Consider the following 20721-nt stretch of genomic DNA (forward strand, 5'->3'; position numbering starts at 1 on the left):
TTACCGCAGTGCCGCGTCGTCGAGGGGAGCGCGCCGTCGCCAGGGACGGATCCGCTCCAGTTGCGCGGCGACCGCCAGCAGCGTGGTCTCGCCGCCGGGCGCCGCGGCGAGTTGTACGCCGATGGGCAGGCCGGTGTCGGACTGCCCGGCGGGAACGGAGATCGCCGGATAGCGGACGGTGTTGAACGGCGGGGTGAACGGGATGAAGCGCGGCACGTCGAGCAGGGTCCGCAGAAATCCTTGCCCGGCAAAGGCTCCGACCTGCACCGGCGGTGTGGCCAGCGTGGGTGTGAGCAGAAGATCGTGCTCGGTGAACCAGGCGGCGAATCGCTCGGCCTGCCGTGCCGGGGGAGCATCCGGCACTCGGCGCACCCTGGTGATCACCCGTCCGGCCCTGGCCACTTTGCGGGTCAGCGGTTCCAGCAGATCCGTGCTCAGATTCGTGGTGTCCTCGGCGACGCCGGCGAAGTAGCGCGCCAGGAAGCCGAGCGCGTCCTGCGGCCGCCACGGCGGCGGCGCCTCGGTGACGGTATGGCCCGCTTCGCGCAGCGCCTCGGCCGCGGCCTGCATCGCCGAACGCACCTGAGGGTCGACAGTCGCGCCGAGCACCGGTGGCCGGGTGGTCATGCCGATCCGCAGCGGCCGCTCGGGTGTGGCCGGGGCGCGGTAACGGTCGTCGGTCGCTAGCACAGCGAGGAGCAGGGCCGCGTCGGACACCGTGGTCGCCAGCGGGCCGAAGGTGGAGATGCCCAGCCAATTCGAGCCGAGTTCGGCCGGGCGTGGCAGTACGCCGTCACCCGGTTTCAGGCCGACGAGCCCGCAGCAGGACGACGGGATGCGGATCGACCCGCCGCCGTCGGAACCGACTGCCAGCGCGGCCATTCCGGCGGCCACCGCCGCGGCGCCGCCCCCGGTGGATCCGCCGGGGGTGTGCGCGAGGTGCCACGGATTCCGGGTGACGCCGTGCGCGGCGCTCTCGGTGACCGGCCATTGGCACAGCTCCGGCACATTCGTCTTGCCGATCAGCAGCGCGCCCGCGGCGCGCAACCGGCCGACCAGCTCGCTGTCGGAGTGGGCGGCGGTCTGCCGCGCCGCGCGCGATCCGTTGCCGGTCACGCAACCGGCGAGGTCGAGATTGTCCTTCACCGCCACCGGAACTCCGGCCAGCGGGAGGTCGCGAAGATCGCCGCGGGTGGCCAGCGCACGAGCTTCGTGCCGGACCTGCTCGTGCCGCACGATGCGAAAGGCGTTGATCCGGGGGTCGAGGGCCGCGATGCGGGCCAGATGCTCATCGGCCACCTCGAGCGGGGACACCGTCCGGCTCTGGACTCCCGCCGCGATCTCGGCCGCAGGCGCGCCCGCCCATGTCATCGCTGTCTCCTCGGTACTTCAGGTCGCGACGACCGACGCTGCACGCTGACCGGCCTTCGGGACTCGCCGCTCACGGTAATCGTCGGCGTGGGCGGCCACAATGACCAGCCGCCGTTCCCGGGCATGGGAACGAGCGGCACGCGGCACCGCCGCGCTGTCGGCCGAGGGGACGGGGACCTGCTCGACGAGCGGTCAGCTCGTGCGATACGTGCGGGCCACCAGTGCCGAGCGCAGATACCACAAGCCCGACGGCTGGGACGGGTCGAATCCGGTGAGCTGTCCGATCCGCTTGAGCCGGTAGTCCACGGTGTTGGTGTGCACGTGCAGCACGCGCGCCGTGCGCTGCCGGTTGAGGTTGTTGGCGATGTGCCGTTGCAGTGTCTCCAGCAGTTCGGGGTGCGCGTCCAGCGGGTCCAGCAGCGAGCCGAGATACTCGCGGCCCGGCCCCGGTCTGGTGAGCTGGTATTCCAGCGCCAGCTCGTCGAAGCGGTAGAGGCCGGCGACGGCCTGCAATCGCTGCACCATGTCGAGCAGTTCGTGGGCTTGGTCGGCGGCGGTGGGGATCTTCTCGGGCGTCGCCTCGACCAAGGTCGCGGTGACACCCACCTGCGCGGCGTGCGACAGCTGGGTGACCAGCACGTCCAGCTGCTCGTTGTCCAGGTGGCCGGACGGGATGAGGACCGTGCCGCCGTCCACGCTCAGCAGCGACAGCGCGGCCTCGCCGCAGCGCGTGGCGAGCTCGGCCTGGACCCGGCGCAGTTTCCTGCGGGCGACGACCTTGCCGTCCACCATCGGATTGCGTTCCTCGCGGTGCGGCGGAATCGCTACGGCCAGAACAACATACGAGGACGCGATGGCGATGCCGCATTCGCGGGCCATGGTGGAGGTGCTGTGGCCGCCCAGCAGCGCGGAGGTCAGCGTGTGCACGGCGGTGTGGTGCTCGCTGACCACCGCGCGCAATTCCCGGACGTAGGCCATCGAGACCGCCGAGTTGATCATGTCGAGCATCTCGACGACCATCTTGGCGCCGTCGACGAGGTCGTCGTAGTCCTTCATCGTCGCGTCGGACACCACCAGTTCGAGGCCCATCTTGAAGCCTTCGTGGATCGAGTGGTGGATGGTGTCGATCGGCACCCCCTCGCGCGCCCATCCCGCGGCGGCGTCGCCGAGCCGCTGGAGTTTCTCCGGGAGGTCCTTTCCGTCGAGCATGCTCACCGCCAGTTCCAGGCAGACCCGGGTGATGGTGGTGACGTCTCCGGCGATCGCGTCACCCGGTAGGGTGCCGCACGGGATGACGTTCTCGACGAAGTGCCCGACCATCTGACGCGATAGCCCGCGAACGTCCTTCAGCGGGGACGACATCGGCTTCCCCGACAGGCTCAGGCTCTGCCGGGCCGAACTGTCGACGGACATTGGCGACTCCCTTCCGCCCACGATTGCTGTGCAGCGCATTCACACTAATCGGTCGATCTCTTTCGCGGACCCGATCGACGGGTTCTGTGAGAGCAGGTGAGAGCGGTCGAGACGCGCTTGTGAGCGCTCACAGCAGCTGGACATGTGACCGGTTTCGGGGCGGTCGGCACACCGCGATGTCGAGGTCACCGGCCTGGCCTTCCGGGGCCGGTTGGTTGTTGCCGCGAGGCGCGGGCGACATGCCGGTAGGATCACCCGCGCCGGCCATGGCCATGTAACCAGGGTCTCGTCCGGCACGTGTCGTGTCCCGGATGGTGTGCAGTGCCCGTCCGCCGCGCACGCCACGGCGGAAGGCAGTGATGGCGCGACGATAGGGGCAGGCGATGGCACCGGCTCTGAGATGTCTTGTCTGGGAATTGGACAACACCTTGTGGGACGGCGCCGTGTGCGACGCGACCGTCGGCGCGTTGCGGCCGGCCGCGCTTCGGACTCTGCGCGTGCTCAGCGAGCGAGGGATCTGGCATGCCGTGGCGAGCCGCGGCGAGCGTGAGTGGACGCTGGACAAGTTGTACCGGCACGGCGTCTACGAGATGTTCTCGGCCGTCGAGATCGGTTGGGGCCCGAAGTCTTCGGCGATCGTGCGGATCGCGCGCACGCTCGGTCTCGGCCTCGACACGATCGGTTTCATCGACCACGAGCCGGTGGAGCGCGCCGAGGTGGCCCGCGCGCTGCCCACCGTGCGCTGCTACGCCGCCCGCAATGCCGACGTCCTTCCGGTGCTCCCCGATTTCCGTCCCGTGTTACGCACCGGGCCCGCCCCCACGCCGCCGCTCGGGTTCGCCCGGGTGCCCGCGCGCTGATCTTCCGTGTGCTAGGTAACTGTGTCGTACCAGCGGAATCCGGCGTCCGAGCCGGATCCGCGGCCCAGGCTTCCCAACGGCGCGAGTAGTCCGCCGCAGCCGTATCGTGTTGGTGGACAATACGGTGTCGGTGAAATCGGGCGGCGATAGGTTGTCACCATGCAGTGCTACGGCGTGACCGCCAACGATGCGGATTCGTGGACCGCGATCGCCAACAGCTTCGTTCCGATGGACTACCGCTACGGCGATCCCGAACGGTGGTATTCGGGCCTGACGGTGCAGGAATCGGCCTCCTATCGGTTGTTGCGCTGGGAACAGCGCGGTACGAGCACCTCCTACCGCACCCGGACGAACATCCGCCGTGGTCCGTGCGACGACTTCTATTGGGTGGTGGTCCCCGAGCGGGGCGTGTACTCGGTGCGCTATCGCGGCGAGGAGACGCGAGCGCAGCCCGCTCAGGCGGCGGTGACCGCCCTCGACGACCTGTGCCAGATCCATATCCCGCTGTTGTCGGCCTACGCGATCCAGCTGCCCCGGGCCGAACTCGACCATCGCGCCGGACCGCTCGCCGAGCGCGGCATGACGATCGATCTGAATTCCGGACTCGGCCGGATCACTCAGGCCATGATCCGCAGCACGCACGCCGAGCAATCGAATCTGTCGGATCGCGAGTTCAACGCCGTCTGCGACCGGATCGCCGAGTTGCTGAGCCTGATGTCGCTGGGCGACACGGAGCCGCAGCGTACCCACCACGCCCACATCGTCGCGCAGATCCGGCAGTTCGTGCGAGCCAACGTCGGCCGGGGCGACGTGCGGCTACCCGCGGTGGCGCACGCGCTGGGCTGGTCGCCTCGGCAGCTGCGCTCGGTCCTGCAACAAGCCGGAACGACCTTCCGCGACGTGCGCCGCGAGGAGGCGTTGCGCGCCGCGCGCGCTCTGCTCGAGGACCCGGCACGAGACGACGATCCCATCCGGGAGCTGGCGGTCCGCGCCGGATTCACCCCGGCCTGGTTCTCCGCGGCGTTCAAGGCGCGCTTCGGCGAGACGCCGCGGGAATTCCGGCGGCGCAGATCGGCGGAGCGCGCGGAGCCGGGCGAGACGGGGGTGCCGTCGCCCTGAGCGGGCGCCGCGAAACTACCCGGGCAGCAGTGTGATCCGAAGATCGAGCAGCCGGGAAGGGTCGGCGATCACGCGGTATTCCGCCACCCGGGCGTCGCGCACCGTGACGGTGAGCGCCAGGCGCACTCTGGCCGTGCGGCGCGACCACGATGCCCGGTCGACCGTCCACCAGCGCGAGTGCCGCCACCTGCGCCCGCCGCCGCAACAGCACGGTTTCCCCGGCCACCGAGGCCGCGCCGCGCACTGTCGTGGCCACTGGCGGCCGCGGCCGCTTTCCTCGCGGCGGGCATCGACGTGGTCCGCGCCGAGTGGGTGCGAATGCTGGCCGCCGCTTCACTCGGGCTGTTCGTCGCATCGCGAACGCGCATCGACGGGCGCGATGAACGTTGCCGTCGCGCATCGGCGCGGGACAGTCTCGCCATCGTGCCGGTGTACGCGAAGCTGCCTGCGGGTGCCGGTGTCAGAACGATTCGCCACAGCTGTATCGGCGCGTGATGTCGCGTCGCGGAGCGGATGAGCCGACGGCGTCACGCGCCGACCTGCCGAGCAGTACTCGAGGCTCCTGCCCGGACCCGGCGGTCCGCCGCCGCGGGGCCGGGCCGATGACGTCGAAGCGCGCCGCCCCGCCCCGGAACGGACCGCCCTTACCCGGCAAGGATGAACTTGGCCGCCTGCTCGCCGATGAACACCGCCGGTGCGTGCGTGTGCCCGCGGATGATGAGCGGCATCACCGAGGCGTCGGCCACTCGAAGTCCCTGCACGCCACGCACTTCCAGCCGCGGCGTGACGACGCTGGCGGCGTCGGTGCCCATGCGGCAGGTGCCGACCGGATGGTAGAGCGTGTGCGCATAGGAGTTGAGCGTCAGTTCGAGCACGGCCTCGGGTTCCGCGGGCGCCTGCGGCGGATAGATCAGCGGGCCGAGCACCGCCTTCATCGAGGGTTCCGCGGCGATGGCGGCGCACACGCGCAGCCCGGCCATGATGGCGGCGCGGTCGGCGCCCGCGCTGTCGGACAGGTAGCGCGGATCGATCACGGGTTTGGCGGACGGGTCGGCGCCGGACAGGGCGATCCGTCCCCGGCTCTGCGGGCGCAGCAGCACCGTCGCCAGGATCACGCCGTGTTCGGTCGGGTCCTGCAGTCCTTCGTAGTAGAACGGCGCGGGCGCGAAGACCAGTTCCAGATCGGGGAACTCCAGATCGGCCCGGCTGCGGATGAACCCGTACGCCTCGCCGACGTTCGAGGTGAGCATGCCGCGATGGCGGATCAGGTAGGCCAGCAGCTGGCGCGGCTTCTCGGCGCCGAACAACGAATCGCCCGTGACGCTGTAGCCGAGCCCGGCGACCAGGTGGTCCTGCAGATTCGCGCCCACCTCCGGCGCGTGGTGGCGGACCTCGATGCCGTGGCGGGTCAGGTCGTCCCGGTCGCCGATGCCGGAGAGCATCAGCAGTTGCGGGCTGTTGATCGCGCCGCCGCACAACACGACCTCGCGCCGCGCGGTGACCGTGTGGGTGGCGCCGCCGCGGCGGTATTCCACGCCGACGGCGCGCGTGCCGTCGAACAGCACCCGGGTGGCCAGCGCGTCGCTGCGCACGGTGAGGTTCGGCCGGCGCAGGGCGGGCCGCAGGTAGGCGTCCGCGGTGCTCCAGCGGCGGCCGCCACGCTGGGTGACCATGGTCTCGCTGAACCCGTCCGGCTGCGGACGGTTCGGCGGCTCGACCTGGTAGCCCGCCTCCTGGACCGCGGCCAGGTAGGCGGCGGTGAGGCCGCGCGGGCTGCGTTGGCGGGAGACGTGCAGCGGACCTTCGGTGCCCTCGTCGGGATACTGGGCGTTCTCCACACGTTCGATGCGCCGGAACTGCTCGACGGCCGCGGCGAAGCCCCACTCCGCGCCCGCCAGCAGCGCCCACTCGTCGTAATCCGCGCGGAACCCGCGCACCCACATCATGGCGTTCATCGAGGACGAACCGCCGAACATCTTGCCGCGCGGCCAGTAGATCTCGCGGTTCTTCAGTTCCGGCTGCGGCTGCGTGAGGTAATCCCAGTCCACCTCGGAGCGGAACAGTTTCGCGAAGCCGGCGGGAATGTGCGCGAACTTGTTCTTGTCCGGCGGGCCCGCTTCCAGCAACGCCACCGTGGTGCCCGGATCGGCGCTGAGCCGATTGGCCACCACCGCGCCCGCCGATCCCGAACCGACGACGACGTAGTCCGCGGAAAGCTCACCAGGTTGCACTTTTCCCACTCCGATCTGCACCGACTACGGCAAAGATACGAGCAAGCATGCGCCGCGCGGTCCGGTTTCGGGTAACCGGCCCGAAGTCGTCCGGCGTTGTCCGCGCTACCGCAGAATCAGCAACGCCGAGGCCTCGATGCGGTCGGCGATCTCGGAGTACGACCCGTAACCCATGCCCGCGCGCACCAGTGCGCCCGCGTAGAGCAATTCCAGCGACTCGACCACATCCGGGTCCGGATCCGGACCGAGCGCGCGGATGATGCGCTTGCGAATCTCGGCGCCGATGCGTCCGCGCAGATGCTCCACATCGGGGTCGCGGCCGAGCAACGCGCTGGTGACCGCGCCGGAGAGCTCCTGCTCGTCGGCCACCAGCATCGCGATGTTGCGCAGTTCGGCGACCACCCGGACGGTCGGATCCGGGTCCTCGCTGACCGGTGACGGCGATGCGACCAGCCGCCGCCAGAAGATCTCGGCGACCAGATGCTCCTTCGACGAGAAATAGGTGTACGCCGTGGCCGTCCCGACGCCCGCCGCCGCGGCGACCATCCGGATGGTCATGCCCGCGAACCCTTCCCGCGCGAGCACTTCCACCGCCGCGCGAGTCAGCTTGTCGACGGTGTCGGCCTGCTTGCCGGAGAGCCTGCGGCGGGTCGCCTCGAGAATGACGGAATCGGGTTCGGACATGTGTCTGGATCCTACTAGGCGGACTGGAACGGTTCAGTTCTTGGCCGCCGCGATGCCGGCCCGGCGCCCGTAGAAACTGCCGTCGCCCAGCGACGCGCCGCTGACGTACCCGCCCGCGCACAGGCCGGAGGTGCACCGCCCCGCCGCGAACAGTCCCGGAATCGGCTCCCCGGAGACGTGCAGCACCCGGGAGTCGAGATCGGTGCGCAGTCCGCCCAAAGTGAAACCGGCGGTGAAGCCGCGCATGTCGAACGCCGCCACCGGTCCGCGCAGCGGGCGCACCCATTCCGGTTTCTTGCCCAGCAACGGGTCCTCGCCGTTGGCGGCGTGCAGGTTGTAGCACTCCACGGTGGCTTGCAGCGCCTGGCCGGGCAGGCCCATCTCGGCTTCCAGCTCGGCGATGGTCTCCGCGACCCAGGTGGGAGGCTGGCGGAAGAACGGCGTCGAGGTCTCCGTCGTAAGCGCCTCCTCGTAGGAGGCCTCGTCGATCACCAGGTACGCCTGATTGTCCTGCTGGATCAGCGTCGCCTGCCCGATCCGGCCGGGGTAGGTGTCCTCGGTGACGTAGCGCTGCCCTCGCCCGTTGACGAGGATGCCGCGAGCCAGCAGTTGCGGGTCCCCGAAGAAGGCCACCTCGGTCGCGTCCATGTGCGCCAGTTCCGCGCCGAGCGCCTGCGCCAGCCGGATGCCGATGCCGTCGTGTTCCTCGATCGCCGCGGCGGGCCTGCCGATCAGCCGCGGTGCGTAGCCTTCGATCATCTCCTTGTGGTAGGCGAAGCTGCCGGTGGCCAGCACGACGCCGCGTTCGGCGCGGACGGCGACCGGCTTGCCGTAGCGGCGGGCGAGTACGCCGACCACCCGATCGTCGTCGTCGACGATCAGCCGCGCGATCCGCATGTCGTATTCCGCGCGCACTCCCAGCGCTTGCGCGGTGTCGGCCAGCGGCTTCATCAGCATGTAGCCGCCGCCCTTCTCGCCGGTGCGCTTATCGGCCATCTGCGGGACATGGCCCCGCGGAGCGGGTTTCGCGATCGCGTTGAACGGCGCGGCGTTCTCGCCGCCGGAGTACATCAGTCCTTCGTCGTGCGGCGGCTCCCATCCCGGCTCGCCCCAGAACGCCTCGCGGAACGGCACGCCGCAGGACACCAGCCAGGTGAAGTGCTCGACGCTGCCGCGGCAGTAGTCGGCGATCTTCGCCTTGTCCACGCCGGGGCCGAGGGCGGCGAGCAGGAAGGTCTCCATGTTCTCCGGCGTGTCCTCGAAGCCGAGGGCCTGCTGCAGCGGCGTGCCGCCGCCCAGGTAGATGAAGCCGCCCGCCAGGGCGGCGGCGCCACCCCAGCCGCCGGTGCGCTCCAGCACCAGCACGTCCGCACCGGCGCGGGCGGCCTCGATGGCGGCGCAGACCCCGGCGATGCCGTATCCGGCGACAACGACATCGGCGCGGTCATCCCAGGTCTCGACCCGGCTAGCGCGCAAGGGGCGAATGGTGGTGGCGTCGGACATGGTCAACGAATCCTCACTGCTCGGCGGACGTGGATTGCGCGCGGGCGGCCTTCTTCTGCTGTGCCACGATCGTGCCCACCAGGATGTCGAGTTTGGTGCCGTTCGGCCAACCCACGTAGTGACATAAGAACACCGCTATCTCGTGCAACTGGTCTTCGGTGAGTTCGCCGTTGCGCAGCGCGGCCCCGATCTGGATGCCGGCGGTGTCGATCGCGCCTTGCGCCGTCAGCGCGCCGAGCAGCAGCAGCCTGCGGTCGCGGACGGTGAGCCCGGGCCGCGACCAGATGTCGGCGAAGAGGTGGTCGGCGGTGACGGCGAAGTGGGCGCCCGGGTACTCCTGGAACTCCGTGCCGTACACCTCGGCCATCCTGGCCAGACCGCGCTGTCGCACGGTGTCGCCGGATCCGTTGTCGCTCATGAGGATTGCCTTTCCGATGCGAAGGTGCCCGTCCCGACGCCGAGTCCGGGACCGAGCCGTTGGAGGGCCGATTCGGCCAGTGGCAGCGCGGTGCCGAGCCGTTCACCCAGCTCCAGGGCGAGGCTCAGGTCCTTCTCGCCGAGGTCGCGCACGTGCCGCAGGATCGGCAGCCAGAAGTCGCCGTCCTGGATCGGGGCGGTGGTGTCGCGCAGCATGATGGCGCCCGGCCCACCGGTGACCGCGTCGGAGTGCCGCACGACCTTGCCGAGGGCGGTGAGGTCGAGACCGGCCGCCTCGGCCAGCCGTTGCGCCTCGCCGGCCGCGGTGAAAGAGACGAAGTGCAGCAGGTTGCGCGCCAATTTCATGCGTGTGCCCGCGCCGACCGGCCCGGCGTGCACGATCAGATCGGCGAAGCAGCCGAACGGTTCGCGCACCTGCTCGAACGCCGCCGCGCTGCCGCCGACCATGACCGCCAGCGCGCCGCGGGTCGCGCCGGGCGCGCCGCCGCTGATCGGCGCGTCCACCAGTTCGACGCCGCGCTCGCCGCAGACTGCCGCAAGTTCTTCGGCGGTGCGGTCGCTGATCGTGGAGTGCACGGCGACCACGATGCCCGGCGCGGCGGTCCGCAATATGCCTTCCGGGCCCGTGATCACGTCGCGGACCTGGGCGTCGTTCACGACGGTGATCGAGATGATCGCCGCCTGCCTGGCCAGTTCGGCGCCGGAGGCGACCGCGTCGGCGCCGGCCGCGAGGAACGGCTCGACCGCTTCCGGCCGCATGTCGCACACCGCGAGCCCGCCCGGCCAGTCCAGCAGGCGCTTGGCCATCGGCGCGCCCATGTTGCCGAGGCCGAGGAATCCGATGCGAGCGCTCATGACCGCACGATCTGTCCGCCGTCGACGTTGAAGATCTGCCCGGTGACCCAGCTCGCCTCGTCCGACAGCAGGTACAGGCAGGCGCCGACCAGGTCCTGCGGCGTGCCCATCCGCTTGAGCGGCAGACGCTTGACGATGTCGTCGACGATCACCTCCGGGGTGACGGCTTTGGTGGCGTCGGTGTCGATCGGCCCCGGCGCGATCGCGTTGACGCGGATGTTCGACCCGCCGAGCTCGAAGGCCAGTTGCTGGGTCAGCCCGTTGACGCCTGCTTTCGCCAGGCCGTAGAAGCTGGAATACAGCCATGCGGCAGTGGAGGATTGGTTGACGATCGATCCGCTGCCCCGCTTGGACATGTGCGGCCAGACGGCGCGGGTCATGATCAGCGCGCCATCCATGTTCACGCTCATGAACTTCTTGTAGTAGTCCCACGGCACGGTCAGCAGCAGGTTCAGCTTCATCTCACCGTAGATGGCGGCGTTGTTCACCAAGTGGTCGATACCGCCGAACTCGGCGACAGCGAGATCGGCCAGCGCGGTCGCGGACTCGGGGTCGGCCACGTCGACCTGTCCGAACACGGCCGTGCCGCCGTCGGCGACGATCTTCTCGACCACCGCCGCCCCGCCCTCGGCGTTCTTGTCGGCGACGACGACGTTCGCGCCTTCGGCGGCCAGCGCCTGAGCGTAGGCGGCGCCGATGCCCTGGGCGGCGCCGGTGACGATGGCGGATCTTCCCGTGAAACGGGCCATGGAGTTCTGCTCCTCTGTGTTGTCCCGCGGCGGTCAGGCCGCGGTGGCGATGACTTTGGTCTCGAGGTACTCCTCGAAACCGGCGATGCCCATCTCACGGCCGAGGCCGGATTGCTTGTATCCGCCGAACGGAACGTCGGCGGAGTACCAGATGCCGCCGTTCACGCTCAGCGTCCCGGTGCGCACGCCTTCGGTGACGCGCCGGATGCGTTCGGGGTCGGTACCCCACACCGAACCGGAGAGCCCGTAGGGGGAGTCGTTGGCGATGCGGACCGCGTCCTCGTCGCCGTCGTGCGGAATGATCACCAGCACCGGGCCGAAGATCTCCTCGCGGGCGACGGTCGCGCTGTTGGGGACGTCCGCGATCAACGTCGGTTCGATGAAGAATCCGCGCTCGCGCTCCGGTCGCCCGCCGCCGACGACGATGCGCCCGCCCTCGGTGCGCGCGATGTCGATGTAGCGTTCCACTCGGGCGCGCTGACGTTCGGAGATCAGCGGTCCGCAGACGGTGCGCGGGTCGGCCGGGTCGCCCGGCCGGATCCCGCCGAGCGTGGCCGCGGCCGCCTGGACCGCTAGGTCGTAGGCGGCGCGGGGAACCAGCAACCGGGTGGACAGCGCGCATCCCTGCCCGGCGTGCACGCACACCGAGAACGCCGCCACCGAGCAGGCCGCCGCGATGTCGGCGTCGTCGAGCACGATGAAGGCCGACTTGCCGCCCAGTTCGAGGAACGCCTTTTTCAGCGTGGCGGCGGCGCCGGTCATGACCGCGCGGCCGGTGGCCGTGGACCCGGTGAAACTGATCATGTCGACGCGCGGGTCCGCGGTGAGCCGGGCGCCGAGCGCGTGGTCCGCGGAGGTCACGATGTTCACCACGCCCGCCGGGATATCGGTCTCCTCGGCGATGACGGCGCCGACCGCCGCCGCGCACCAGGGTGTGTCGGGGGCGGGTTTGAGCACGACGGTGTTCCCCGCGGCCAGCGCGGGTCCCAGCTTCGCGAAGTTGATCTGATGCGGGAAGTTCCACGGGGTGATCGCCCCGACCACGCCGATCGGTTCCCGGCGCAGGGTTCGGCGGGTTTTGATGCCCATCGGCTCGGCGACGCCGAGATCCGTTTCCCAGTCGTAGGTTTCGGCGAGTCCGGCCGCGTAGGCGAGGTCGGCGACCGGGCCTTCCAGCTGCGGGCCGCCGGTGAGCATCCGCGGTGCGCCGACCTCGGCGATCGTGATCTCGCGCAGGTCCTCGACGTGGGATTGCAGCGCGGTGCGCAACTGCTCGAGGCAGCGGGCGCGGAAGGCGTGATCGCGCGACCAGTCCGTCTCGTCGAACGCGGTGCGCGCGGCCTCGATGGCGGCGTCGAGATCGGCCGCGTCCGCGTCCGCGGCGAGGCCCAGGACCTCCTCGGTCGCGGGATTCACCGTCGCGAAGACACCGTCGGCGCCCTCGACGAGCTTGCCGCCGATCAGCAGGCGGGACCCGTCGGCGGGCAGAAGGCTGCTCATGGATTACTCCGATACTGTCTGGACACGTGTACGGAATATAGTCCGGGGCGATGATCGGTGGCAATAACAGGTTCTAACTCTGCCATTCTCGCCGATGTCGGCGCTCGCGGTGGCGTGATCGCTCGGATGCTTGCGCGTGACGGCGTTGATGCGGGCAAGGGGTGCTGGGCGAGTGATTGTCGGGGCACGCGAAGCGGTGGTAGTGTCCAGACACATGTCCAGCTATCTGTCTTCACGTCGCTGCCCCCGCCGTGGCATCCGGTGGAACCCGTTCTCGGTTTCGCATCGCTTCGCCCGCCCGATCATCATCGTGGAGACCCGATAATGCCCAGATTCGCACCCCATCCGCAGCGCAGGCCCGCGCTCGTCTCCGGCGCCTCCTCCGGGATCGGCGCGGCCACCGCCGTGGCCTTGGCCGAACTCGGCCACCCGGTCGCGCTCGGCGCGCGGCGGGTCGAACAGTGCGCCGAGCTGGCGGACAAGATCCGCGCCGATGGCGGCGAGGCGTTCGCGCACCGTCTGGACGTCACCGAGCCGGATTCGGTCGAGGAATTCGTGCGCGCGGCCGAAGAGGCGCTCGGCCCCACCGAGATCCTCGTCTCCAGCGCGGGCGACATCGAGTTCGGGCAGGCGCACGCCATGGATCCGGAACGGTTCGTGCGCCAGGTGCAGGTGCATCTCGTGGGCGCGCAGCGCCTCGTGCACCGCGTGCTGCCCGGCATGCTGCGCAGGCAACGCGGCGACATCGTGCTGATCAGCTCGGATTGCGCGCCGGAACCGCGGCCGCGCACCGGCGCCTACAGCGCCGCCAAGGCGGGACTGGAAGCGATGGCCGCGCAGATGCGGATGGAACTCGAGGGCAGCGGCGTCCGCCTGTCGCTGGTCCGGCCCGGCCCCACCCTGACCGGTATGGGCATGAACTCCACGCCCGAGATCGTCGGCCCGGTCCTGGAGGACTGGAAGGCATGGGGATTCGCCAGGCACCCGTACATGCTGCGGGCGAGCGATCTGGCCGCGGCGGTGGTGGCGGTGGTGGCCACGCCGCGGGGTTCGCACCTGGTGCTGGTCGAAGTGCAACCCGAGGCGCCGATCCGTCCCCTCGCGGACGACGCGGGATCGAACGAACAGTAAGGAGCGACGATGCGAGTGCTGGCCGATCTGGATCTGTGTCAAGGCCATGCCGTGTGTCAGGACGAGGCGCCCCGAGCGTTCCTCGTCCCCAAGCGCGGCAAAGTGGAGATCCTCGACGCCGTAGCCGACCCCGCCGCGCAGGCCGAGGTCCAGCGCGCCGTGCGTTACTGCCCGACTCGGGCGTTGTCCGTCGTCGCCGACGAGTGACCGGAAATCCGCACCGGCGGCACGGTAGGCAGGGCGGACCGGGGCGAATACGATGAATCCGAAACCGGAACGTGTTCTAATTCAGTCGCGCGGCCCGGCACCTGCGGGGATACCCGACGTCATGGAGAAGATCCGATGAGCACAGCACACACCGAGAAGGCGGCAGGCACGCTGCCCGCAAGGATCACCGCAGAGCTGATCACCCGGCTGACCGATTCGGTCGCCGCCGACGGTAGCGCGGCGCCGTTCGAGATGATCGAGGTCTACACCGGCGCTCCGGTCGGTGCGCTTCCGCAGTCGACCCCGCAGGACGTTCTGGCCGCGTGCGCCGCCGCCCGGACGGCGCAGGCCGAGTGGGCCGCGCTGCCGTTGCGGCAACGGCTGCGGGTGTTCGAGCGGCTGCACGAGCTGATCCTCGGCGAAGTGGAGACCATCGCCGATCTCATCCAGATCGGGTGCGGCAAAACCCGCCGGATGGCCGTCGAGGAATCCTGCGACGTGCCCATGGTGATCAGCCACTACCTCAAGACCGCGCGCCGGGTGCTGCGGCCGAAACGGCGGGGCGGGCCGATGCCGCTGCTGACCACGTCGACCGAACAGCACCGCCCCAAAGGGCTCGTCGCCGTGATCGCCCCGTGGAACTTCCCCTTCGCCATCGCCCTGTCCGACGCCATGCCAGCGCTGATGGCGGGCAACGGCGTCGTGCTGAAGCCCGACAACAAGACCGCGCTGTGCGTGATCTTCGGCGTCGAGTTGCTGCACCGGGCTGGATTGCCCCGCGGGCTGGTCCAGGTGGTGTGCGGTGCGGGACCCGATATCGGCCCGACCCTGATCGACAACGTCGATTACGTCATGTTCACCGGCTCGACCGCCACCGGCCGGATCGTCGGCGAGCAGGCAGGCCGCAACCTCATCGGGTGCAGCCTCGAACTGGGCGGCAAGAATCCGATGATCGTGCTCGCCGACGCGAACCTGGACGAGGTGATTCCCGGCGCGGTGTTCGCGGCGTTCGCCAACTCGGGGCAGGCGTGCATGCACATCGAACGGATCTATGTGCACCGCTCCATCCACGACGAGTTCCTGCGCCGGTTGGTCGCCGCGGCGGCGGAGTTGAACGGAAAGATCGGCGGCACCTACGACTACGTGCCCGAATTCGGGTCGCTCGTCTCGCCGCAACAGCTGGAGCGGGTCGCCGCCCATGTCGAGGACGCGCGGTCCAAGGGAGCCACCGTGCACGTGGGCGGGCAGGCGCGCCCCGATGTCGGTCCGGCGTTCTACGAGGCCACCGTGCTCACCGGCGTGACCCCGGAGATGACCCACGCGACGTTGGAGACCTTCGGCCCGGTCGTCACCGTGTACGCGTTCGACGACGAGCAGGAGGCGGTGCGCCTGGCCAACGCCACCGATTACGGCTTGAACGCCAGCGTGTGGACCCGCGACCTGGCGCACGGCCAGCGCATCGCCGCACAGTTGCAGGCGGGCAACATCAACGTCAACGACGGTTTCGTCGCGACATACGCCGCCAAGGGCACGCCCTCCGGCGGCGTGAAGCAGTCCGGTGTCGGCACCCGGCACGGCGACCAGGGCCTGCTGAAGTACACCGACACGGTGAACGTCGGCGTGCTCAAGAAGCAGGTACTCGCCGCACGCGCGGGCCAGCCCTACGACAAGCAGCTGAAGATGACCTTGACGTCGCTGCGGCTGATGCGCCGCACCAGGTTGCGCTGAGCACGGGTTCCACCGTCGACCGACGACGGTCACCGCCCGGGACGATCCGGTAGCGTGGCCGCCGGGGTTGGATCTACGGAATCGGGAACGGATACCTATGAGCCTTCGAGAAGTTCCGCTGCGCACGCTGTCCGGCGAGCCGACGACATTGGCCGATCTGGTCGGCGACCGCGCCGTCCTGCTGGTCAACGTGGCCTCGAAATGCGGACTGACGCCGCAGTACACCGGGCTGGTCGAGCTGCACGAGTCCTTCGGCCCGCGCGGTTTCAGCGTGGTCGGCGTGCCGTGCAACCAGTTCATGGGACAGGAACCGGGCACGGCGGAGGAAATCCAGCAATTCTGCGCCACCACCTACGGCGTCGATTTCCCCTTGCTGGAGAAGACCGACGTCAACGGCGAGCAGCGCCACGCCCTCTACCATCACCTGGTGGAAACCCCCGACGCCGAAGGCAGCGCGGGCGACATCCAATGGAACTTCGAGAAATTCCTCATCGACCGCGACGGCAAGATCGCAGGCCGCTTCCGCCCGCGCACCACCCCGGACGCACCGGAATTGGTCGCCGCCATCGAATCCGTCCTCTGAGGTAGTCAAGAACGAACAGCCGGGGCCGCCGTCCGCTCGAGACGGCGGCTTTGTTCAGCCGGCGAGTGCCGGCAACGAACCTCGTCATCTTCGATCGCCAAGTGGTCGAGTGGCACATCGCTGCGGCGATTGCGAGTAAGCCTCTCGATGGTGTGCCACTCGCGGGATCGTCAAGGGCGGCGGGTGAGGGGCTCGCGGAGTTCGAGGTGCTCGCGCAGGGTGGCGCCGGTGTACTCGGTGCGGTAGACGCCGCGTTCCTGGAGTTCGGGGACGAGCCAGTCCACGATCTCGTCGAGGCCGGTGGGGACCAGGTACGGGGAGATGTTGAAACCGTCGCTCGCGCCGTGGCGGACCCAGTGGGCCAGTTCGTCGGCGACCCGTGCGGGGGTGCCGGCGAAGCCGGAGCGTTCGGTGGCAGCGATCACCACTTCCCGGAGGGAGAGATTCTCCGCCTCGGCCCTGGCGCGCCAGTCGCGGGCGATGGCTGCCGGGTCTTGGCCGGAGCGCGGTGCACCACGGGTTTCCGAGATCGGGCGGGGCTGCGGGTCGTCCGCGGGCAGGGGGCCGTCCGGGTCGAGCCCGGACAGGTCTCGGCCCCAGATCTGCCCGGCCAGCGACAGCGCGGTCTGGCCGGTGTACTGGCCGTTCTTCACCCAGCGCACCTTCTCCTCGACCTCGGATTCCTTCTCCGCGAGGATGATCTGCGTGCCGGGCAGGATCCGGATGTCGTCCTCCGGGCGGCCCGCGGCGCGCAGGCGTGCGCGGATGTCGGTCGCGAAGGCGAGCGCGTCGTCGAAATGCGTTCCGTGCCGGGAGAAGATGACATCGGCGTGCGCCGCGGCGAAGTCGCGACCTGCCGGTGAATCGCCCGCCTGGAAGATCACCGGATGCCCTTGCGCGCTGCGCGGCAGCGTGGGGGTGATGCGGACGTCGAAGTGCGGACCGGTGCGCACGACCGGGTGGATCGCCCCGGCGCTCGCCCACGCCGGGCTCCGCTGCGACGTCGCGATCGCACCGTCGTCCCAGGCGTCCCAGATCGCCCGCACCGTCGCGACGAACTCCGCGGCGCGCTCGTACCGCAACGCATGGTCGAGGAATCCGCCGCGGCGGAAATTCGCTCCGGTCCAGGCGTTGTCGGTGGTGACCGCGTTCCAGCCCGCGCGACCGCCGGACAGCACATCCAGGCTGCCCAGTTTGCGCGCCAGGTCCGCGGGCTCGTTGTAGGTGGTGTTCTGGGTCGCGACCAGGCCGATGTGCCGGGTGATACCCGCCAGCGCGGCGAGCTGGGTGATGGCGTCGGGGCGACCGGCGATGTCCAGTTCCAGGATCGCGCCGTCCTGCTCGCGCAGCCGCAGACCCTCGCCGAGGAAGAACGCGTCGAACAGCCCGCGCTCGGCGGTCAGCGCCACCCTGCGGAAGGTCTCGAAGTCGATCTGCGAGCCGCTGGCCGGGTCGGACCAGATCGTGGTGTGGTTCACGCCCTGGAAGAAGACGCCGAAGTGGACCTGGGCGTCGGGACGCGGGAAGTCGGTCACGGAAACGATCTCCTGACGATCAGCGCGTGGTCGCGTAGCGGTTGGCGGGACGGGACAAGCCGAGGTTGGCGCGCAGGGTCGAACCGGGAACCGGACGGTGCGCGACCCCGGTGCGCAACAAGGCGGGCACGACCTCGCGCGCGAGCACGGGCAGGTCCTCATCGATCACGGCCAAGTGCAGCCGCACCCCGTCGAAGTGGTTGCTGAGTTCGGTCAGCAGAGCGGTCAATTCCCGCGCCGAACCGGAGAACGCGAGTCGGCCGGCGGAGTCGGCGGCGGCGCCGAGTCGCCGCGCGGCAGGGACACCGGAGAGGTCCAAGGTGACCTCGACCTCGACGAAGACCAGCGCATCACCCGTCGCGCGCACCGCGGTCCCGGCCTCGACCGCCGCCGCGACGGAATCGGCGGCGACGAACCGGACGTCGACCGAGCCTTCGGCGCCGAACACGACGGGCAGGCCCTGGGGCGGGCGCGGCACGATGGCCGGTCCCTTCACCGAGAACGTCTCGCCCTCGAAGTCGACGTAGTGCAGTTTGGTGCGGTCCAGGAAGCGGCCGCTGGGGTAATCGCGGATGACCGCGTCGTCCTCCCAGGAATCCCAGAGGCGACGGGCCACCTCGATCGAGTCCCGCTGCTCGCGAGCCAGTTCGGCGTCTCCCGCGATCGGCGTGCGTCCCCACGCGGCCGCGGCACGCGCGTCGTCGAGGCGCTCGGCGATCCAGCCGGCTCGCCCGCGTGAGGCGTAGTCCAGCGACGCGACCTGCGATGCCGTGTGGAACGGTTCGGCGTAGGTGGTGGCAACGGTGGGGACGAGCCCGATCGTGCTGGTGGTGGCCGCCACGAACGACGCCCGGGTCACCGCGTCGATGCGGCCGGGTATCTCGCGCCCCGGCAGGATCGAATCGGCGAAGGTCGCCAGGGTGAATCCGGCGTTCTCGGCGGCGGCCACCCGCCTGCGCACGGTGTCGCCGGTGAGCAGGCGGTCCGGTGCGTGCGCCGCCCGCCGCCACGCCTCGGGGTGGAACCCCTCCCCGTCGAGCTCTACACCGAGCGTGAAAACGCCCATCCCGCACCTTCTTTCATCCCGCGAACCAGGCGCGGCGAACTGTGGCCCGAGCCGGGCACGATCCGGCTCGGGCCACCGCGGCGCACCCCTTGCGAGCATGCGCGGCGAGGGTGGCGATACGCGATGGTTTGCGTCGCGATGATCCGAAGGTTGTCGAATGGCAGGCGGACTATCGCGCGGCGCGAGCAGCGAAGGCCGCGGCCACCAGAACCGTGACACCCTCGGCGATCGCCGTGCTGCCGAGGGCGTGCGCCGCGCTGGTCACCGTGCTGCCCGCCAGTCCGAGGAACAGCGACCCGAAGGTGGCGATCCCGACCACGATGCCGAGTTGCACGTTGGTCACCAGGATGCCACTGGCGTCGGCCGCCAGGGTCATCGGGACCTTGGCCAGCGTGCGGGTCATGAGCGGACTGAAGGCGATGCCGTTGCCCGCGCCGCACAGACCGAGCAGTGTCAGGGCGAGCGGCCCGATCTCGGCGCCGTCGCGCAGCAGCGCGCCGAGGGCGACCATGCTCACCGCCCCGAGCACGAGCCCGAGCGGGATCATCGTCGGGTGGCACCGAGCCGGGACGCGCTCCCAGTTCAGGCTCGCGACGGCGAAGGCCACCCCGAGCGGGACGAACAGCAGACCAGCGTGCAAGGCGCTGTAGCCCAGCGTGCTCTGCAAATGGATTGCCATGACGAACATCCAGCCGCCGAAGGTCGCCATGATCACGAACAGCGCGACCGCGGCGGGGACCAGGCCGGGCGCGGTGAGCACCGGCCGCGCGAAGAGGGGTTCGCCGCCCCGGGAGGCGACGATCCGTTCGATCGCCACGAACGATGCGAAGCCGAGCACGCTGACGGCGAGCGCGATCCACGACCACAACGGCCACTCCAGCTCCCGTCCGAGCACCAGCGGCAGCACCAGCAGCAACACCGACGCGGTGAGGGTGGCCAGTCCGGGCAGGTCGAGCTTGCGTTCGAGGCGCTGAGCCGAGGAGGGCAGGATGCGCGGCGCCGCGACGAGCAGCGCGAGCCCGATGGGGACGTTCACCAGGAACACCCCACGCCAGCCGCTGCCGAACAGATCGGCGTTGACGAGCAGGCCGCCCAGCACCTGCCCGGCTACCATGCCGCCGGAGATGATCGCCGAGTAGACGCTCAGGGCCCGCGCGCGGGCGTCGCCGGTGAACGTGCGCTGGATCAGCGTCATGATCTGCGGCACCATCGCCGCCGCGCCGACGCCTTGGGCGAACCGGAAGACGATCAGCGCGGTCTCGTTCCAGGCCAGACCGCAGGCCAGCGAGGCCAGGGTGAACAGCGCCAGCCCGGCGACGAACGCACGCCGCTGGGTGAACCGATCACCGAGCCGTGCGCCGGTGACCAGCAGGACGGCATAGGCGATGACGTACCCGGCGACGATCAGCTGCAGGGCCGCACCGCTGGTGTGCAGCGAACCCCGGATGGAGGGGATCGCGACGTTGACGATGGAGGAGTCGAGCACCGCCATGAACTGGCCGGTGAGGATGACGATGAGGACGGCCAGCGAACGCCGCGCTCCCAGCGCGGCGGCCGGAGCGGCCGGGGCGGCGGCGGGCGTCGGTGCCGCCGCCGGGCCCGGCGATATGGTCTGTGTCATGCACTGACAATGCGGTGCGCCGGGCACCGGTAACAGGAGCCCGATGACACTGGTACCGGCAGCACCAGGCTGAGCTGGGCCGCAACGGAATTCTGCTGCACGCCTATCGGCGCCCGGCCCCGGCCGT

18 protein-coding genes are annotated in these 20721 nt (G+C 70.0%); 6 read left to right on the top strand and 12 right to left on the bottom strand.

Annotated elements, in window-relative coordinates:
• Both ACWEKR_RS29740 and ACWEKR_RS29745 read right to left on the bottom strand, forming a co-directional pair.
• Nucleotides 1-1371: an amidase gene (locus ACWEKR_RS29740; protein WP_452357265.1), complete on the bottom strand. Its 1371-nt coding sequence runs from the start codon at nt 1369-1371 to the stop codon at nt 1-3.
• A 192-nt stretch (nt 1372-1563) separates the two neighbouring features.
• Complete coding sequence (locus ACWEKR_RS29745) at nt 1564-2784, bottom strand: PucR family transcriptional regulator (protein WP_452357266.1); 1221 nt, start codon at nt 2782-2784, stop codon at nt 1564-1566.
• 383 nt (nt 2785-3167) lie between these two features.
• Here ACWEKR_RS29745 and ACWEKR_RS29750 point away from each other — a divergent pair, with 383 nt between their 5' ends.
• Both ACWEKR_RS29750 and ACWEKR_RS29755 read left to right on the top strand, forming a co-directional pair.
• On the top strand, nt 3168-3644 hold the full coding sequence (locus ACWEKR_RS29750) for an HAD-IIIC family phosphatase (protein WP_452357267.1): 477 nt from the start codon (nt 3168-3170) through the stop codon (nt 3642-3644).
• Between the two features lie 174 nt (nt 3645-3818).
• Nucleotides 3819-4763 carry an AraC family transcriptional regulator gene (locus tag ACWEKR_RS29755; protein WP_452357268.1) on the top strand — a complete coding sequence of 315 codons (945 nt, stop codon included), beginning with the start codon at nt 3819-3821 and terminating at the stop codon, nt 4761-4763.
• Between the two features lie 644 nt (nt 4764-5407).
• Here ACWEKR_RS29755 and ACWEKR_RS29760 read toward each other — a convergent pair.
• The 7 genes from ACWEKR_RS29760 to ACWEKR_RS29790 all read right to left on the bottom strand — a co-directional run bounded on the left by ACWEKR_RS29760 (nt 5408) and on the right by ACWEKR_RS29790 (nt 12723).
• A complete protein-coding gene (locus ACWEKR_RS29760; RefSeq protein WP_452357269.1) occupies nt 5408-6994 on the bottom strand; it encodes a GMC family oxidoreductase in 1587 nt (528 codons plus the stop codon).
• A gap of 105 nt (nt 6995-7099) precedes the next feature.
• Nucleotides 7100-7678, bottom strand: a complete 579-nt coding sequence (locus ACWEKR_RS29765; protein WP_159849259.1) for a TetR/AcrR family transcriptional regulator — start codon at nt 7676-7678, stop codon at nt 7100-7102.
• A gap of 33 nt (nt 7679-7711) precedes the next feature.
• Nucleotides 7712-9181, bottom strand: a complete 1470-nt coding sequence (locus ACWEKR_RS29770; RefSeq protein ID WP_452357270.1) for an FAD-dependent oxidoreductase — start codon at nt 9179-9181, stop codon at nt 7712-7714.
• A 13-nt stretch (nt 9182-9194) separates the two neighbouring features.
• On the bottom strand, nt 9195-9599 hold the full coding sequence (locus tag ACWEKR_RS29775) for a carboxymuconolactone decarboxylase family protein (RefSeq protein ID WP_195091074.1): 405 nt from the start codon (nt 9597-9599) through the stop codon (nt 9195-9197).
• On the bottom strand, nt 9596-10474 hold the full coding sequence (locus tag ACWEKR_RS29780) for an NAD(P)-dependent oxidoreductase (protein WP_452357271.1): 879 nt from the start codon (nt 10472-10474) through the stop codon (nt 9596-9598). Before ACWEKR_RS29780 ends, ACWEKR_RS29775 begins: the two co-directional genes overlap by 4 nt.
• The gene (locus ACWEKR_RS29785) at nt 10471-11223 is read right to left on the bottom strand and encodes an SDR family oxidoreductase (protein WP_452357272.1); all 753 of its coding nucleotides are present in this window, start codon (nt 11221-11223) and stop codon (nt 10471-10473) included. The genes ACWEKR_RS29780 and ACWEKR_RS29785 overlap by 4 nt, the downstream gene beginning before the upstream one ends.
• A 33-nt stretch (nt 11224-11256) precedes the next feature.
• Complete coding sequence (locus ACWEKR_RS29790; RefSeq protein ID WP_452357273.1) at nt 11257-12723, bottom strand: aldehyde dehydrogenase; 1467 nt, start codon at nt 12721-12723, stop codon at nt 11257-11259.
• Nucleotides 12724-13047: 324 nt separating this feature from the next.
• Here ACWEKR_RS29790 and ACWEKR_RS29795 point away from each other — a divergent pair, with 324 nt between their 5' ends.
• The 4 genes from ACWEKR_RS29795 (at nt 13048) to ACWEKR_RS29810 (ending at nt 16372) form a co-directional block, all read left to right on the top strand.
• Nucleotides 13048-13854, top strand: coding sequence for an SDR family oxidoreductase (locus ACWEKR_RS29795; RefSeq protein WP_452357274.1), 807 nt, complete (start codon nt 13048-13050; stop codon nt 13852-13854).
• A 9-nt stretch (nt 13855-13863) separates the two neighbouring features.
• Nucleotides 13864-14061: a ferredoxin gene (locus ACWEKR_RS29800; protein ID WP_452357275.1), complete on the top strand. Its 198-nt coding sequence runs from the start codon at nt 13864-13866 to the stop codon at nt 14059-14061.
• A gap of 135 nt (nt 14062-14196) precedes the next feature.
• Nucleotides 14197-15789: a succinic semialdehyde dehydrogenase gene (locus ACWEKR_RS29805; RefSeq protein WP_452357276.1), complete on the top strand. Its 1593-nt coding sequence runs from the start codon at nt 14197-14199 to the stop codon at nt 15787-15789.
• Nucleotides 15790-15886: 97 nt separating this feature from the next.
• Nucleotides 15887-16372: a glutathione peroxidase gene (locus tag ACWEKR_RS29810; RefSeq protein ID WP_452357277.1), complete on the top strand. Its 486-nt coding sequence runs from the start codon at nt 15887-15889 to the stop codon at nt 16370-16372.
• Nucleotides 16373-16542: 170 nt separating this feature from the next.
• Here ACWEKR_RS29810 and ACWEKR_RS29815 read toward each other — a convergent pair whose 3' ends face one another.
• The 3 genes from ACWEKR_RS29815 to ACWEKR_RS29825 all read right to left on the bottom strand — a co-directional run bounded on the left by ACWEKR_RS29815 (nt 16543) and on the right by ACWEKR_RS29825 (nt 20594).
• A complete protein-coding gene (locus ACWEKR_RS29815; RefSeq protein ID WP_452357278.1) occupies nt 16543-17907 on the bottom strand; it encodes an NtaA/DmoA family FMN-dependent monooxygenase in 1365 nt (454 codons plus the stop codon).
• Between the two features lie 19 nt (nt 17908-17926).
• Nucleotides 17927-18973 (bottom strand): LLM class flavin-dependent oxidoreductase, encoded by a 1047-nt coding sequence (locus ACWEKR_RS29820; protein WP_452357279.1) that lies wholly within the window; start codon nt 18971-18973, stop codon nt 17927-17929.
• 169 nt (nt 18974-19142) lie between these two features.
• Complete coding sequence (locus ACWEKR_RS29825; protein ID WP_452357280.1) at nt 19143-20594, bottom strand: MFS transporter; 1452 nt, start codon at nt 20592-20594, stop codon at nt 19143-19145.
• Nucleotides 20595-20721: the final 127 nt, after the last annotated feature.

It is taken from the genome of Nocardia sp. NPDC004573, from assembly GCF_053602135.1.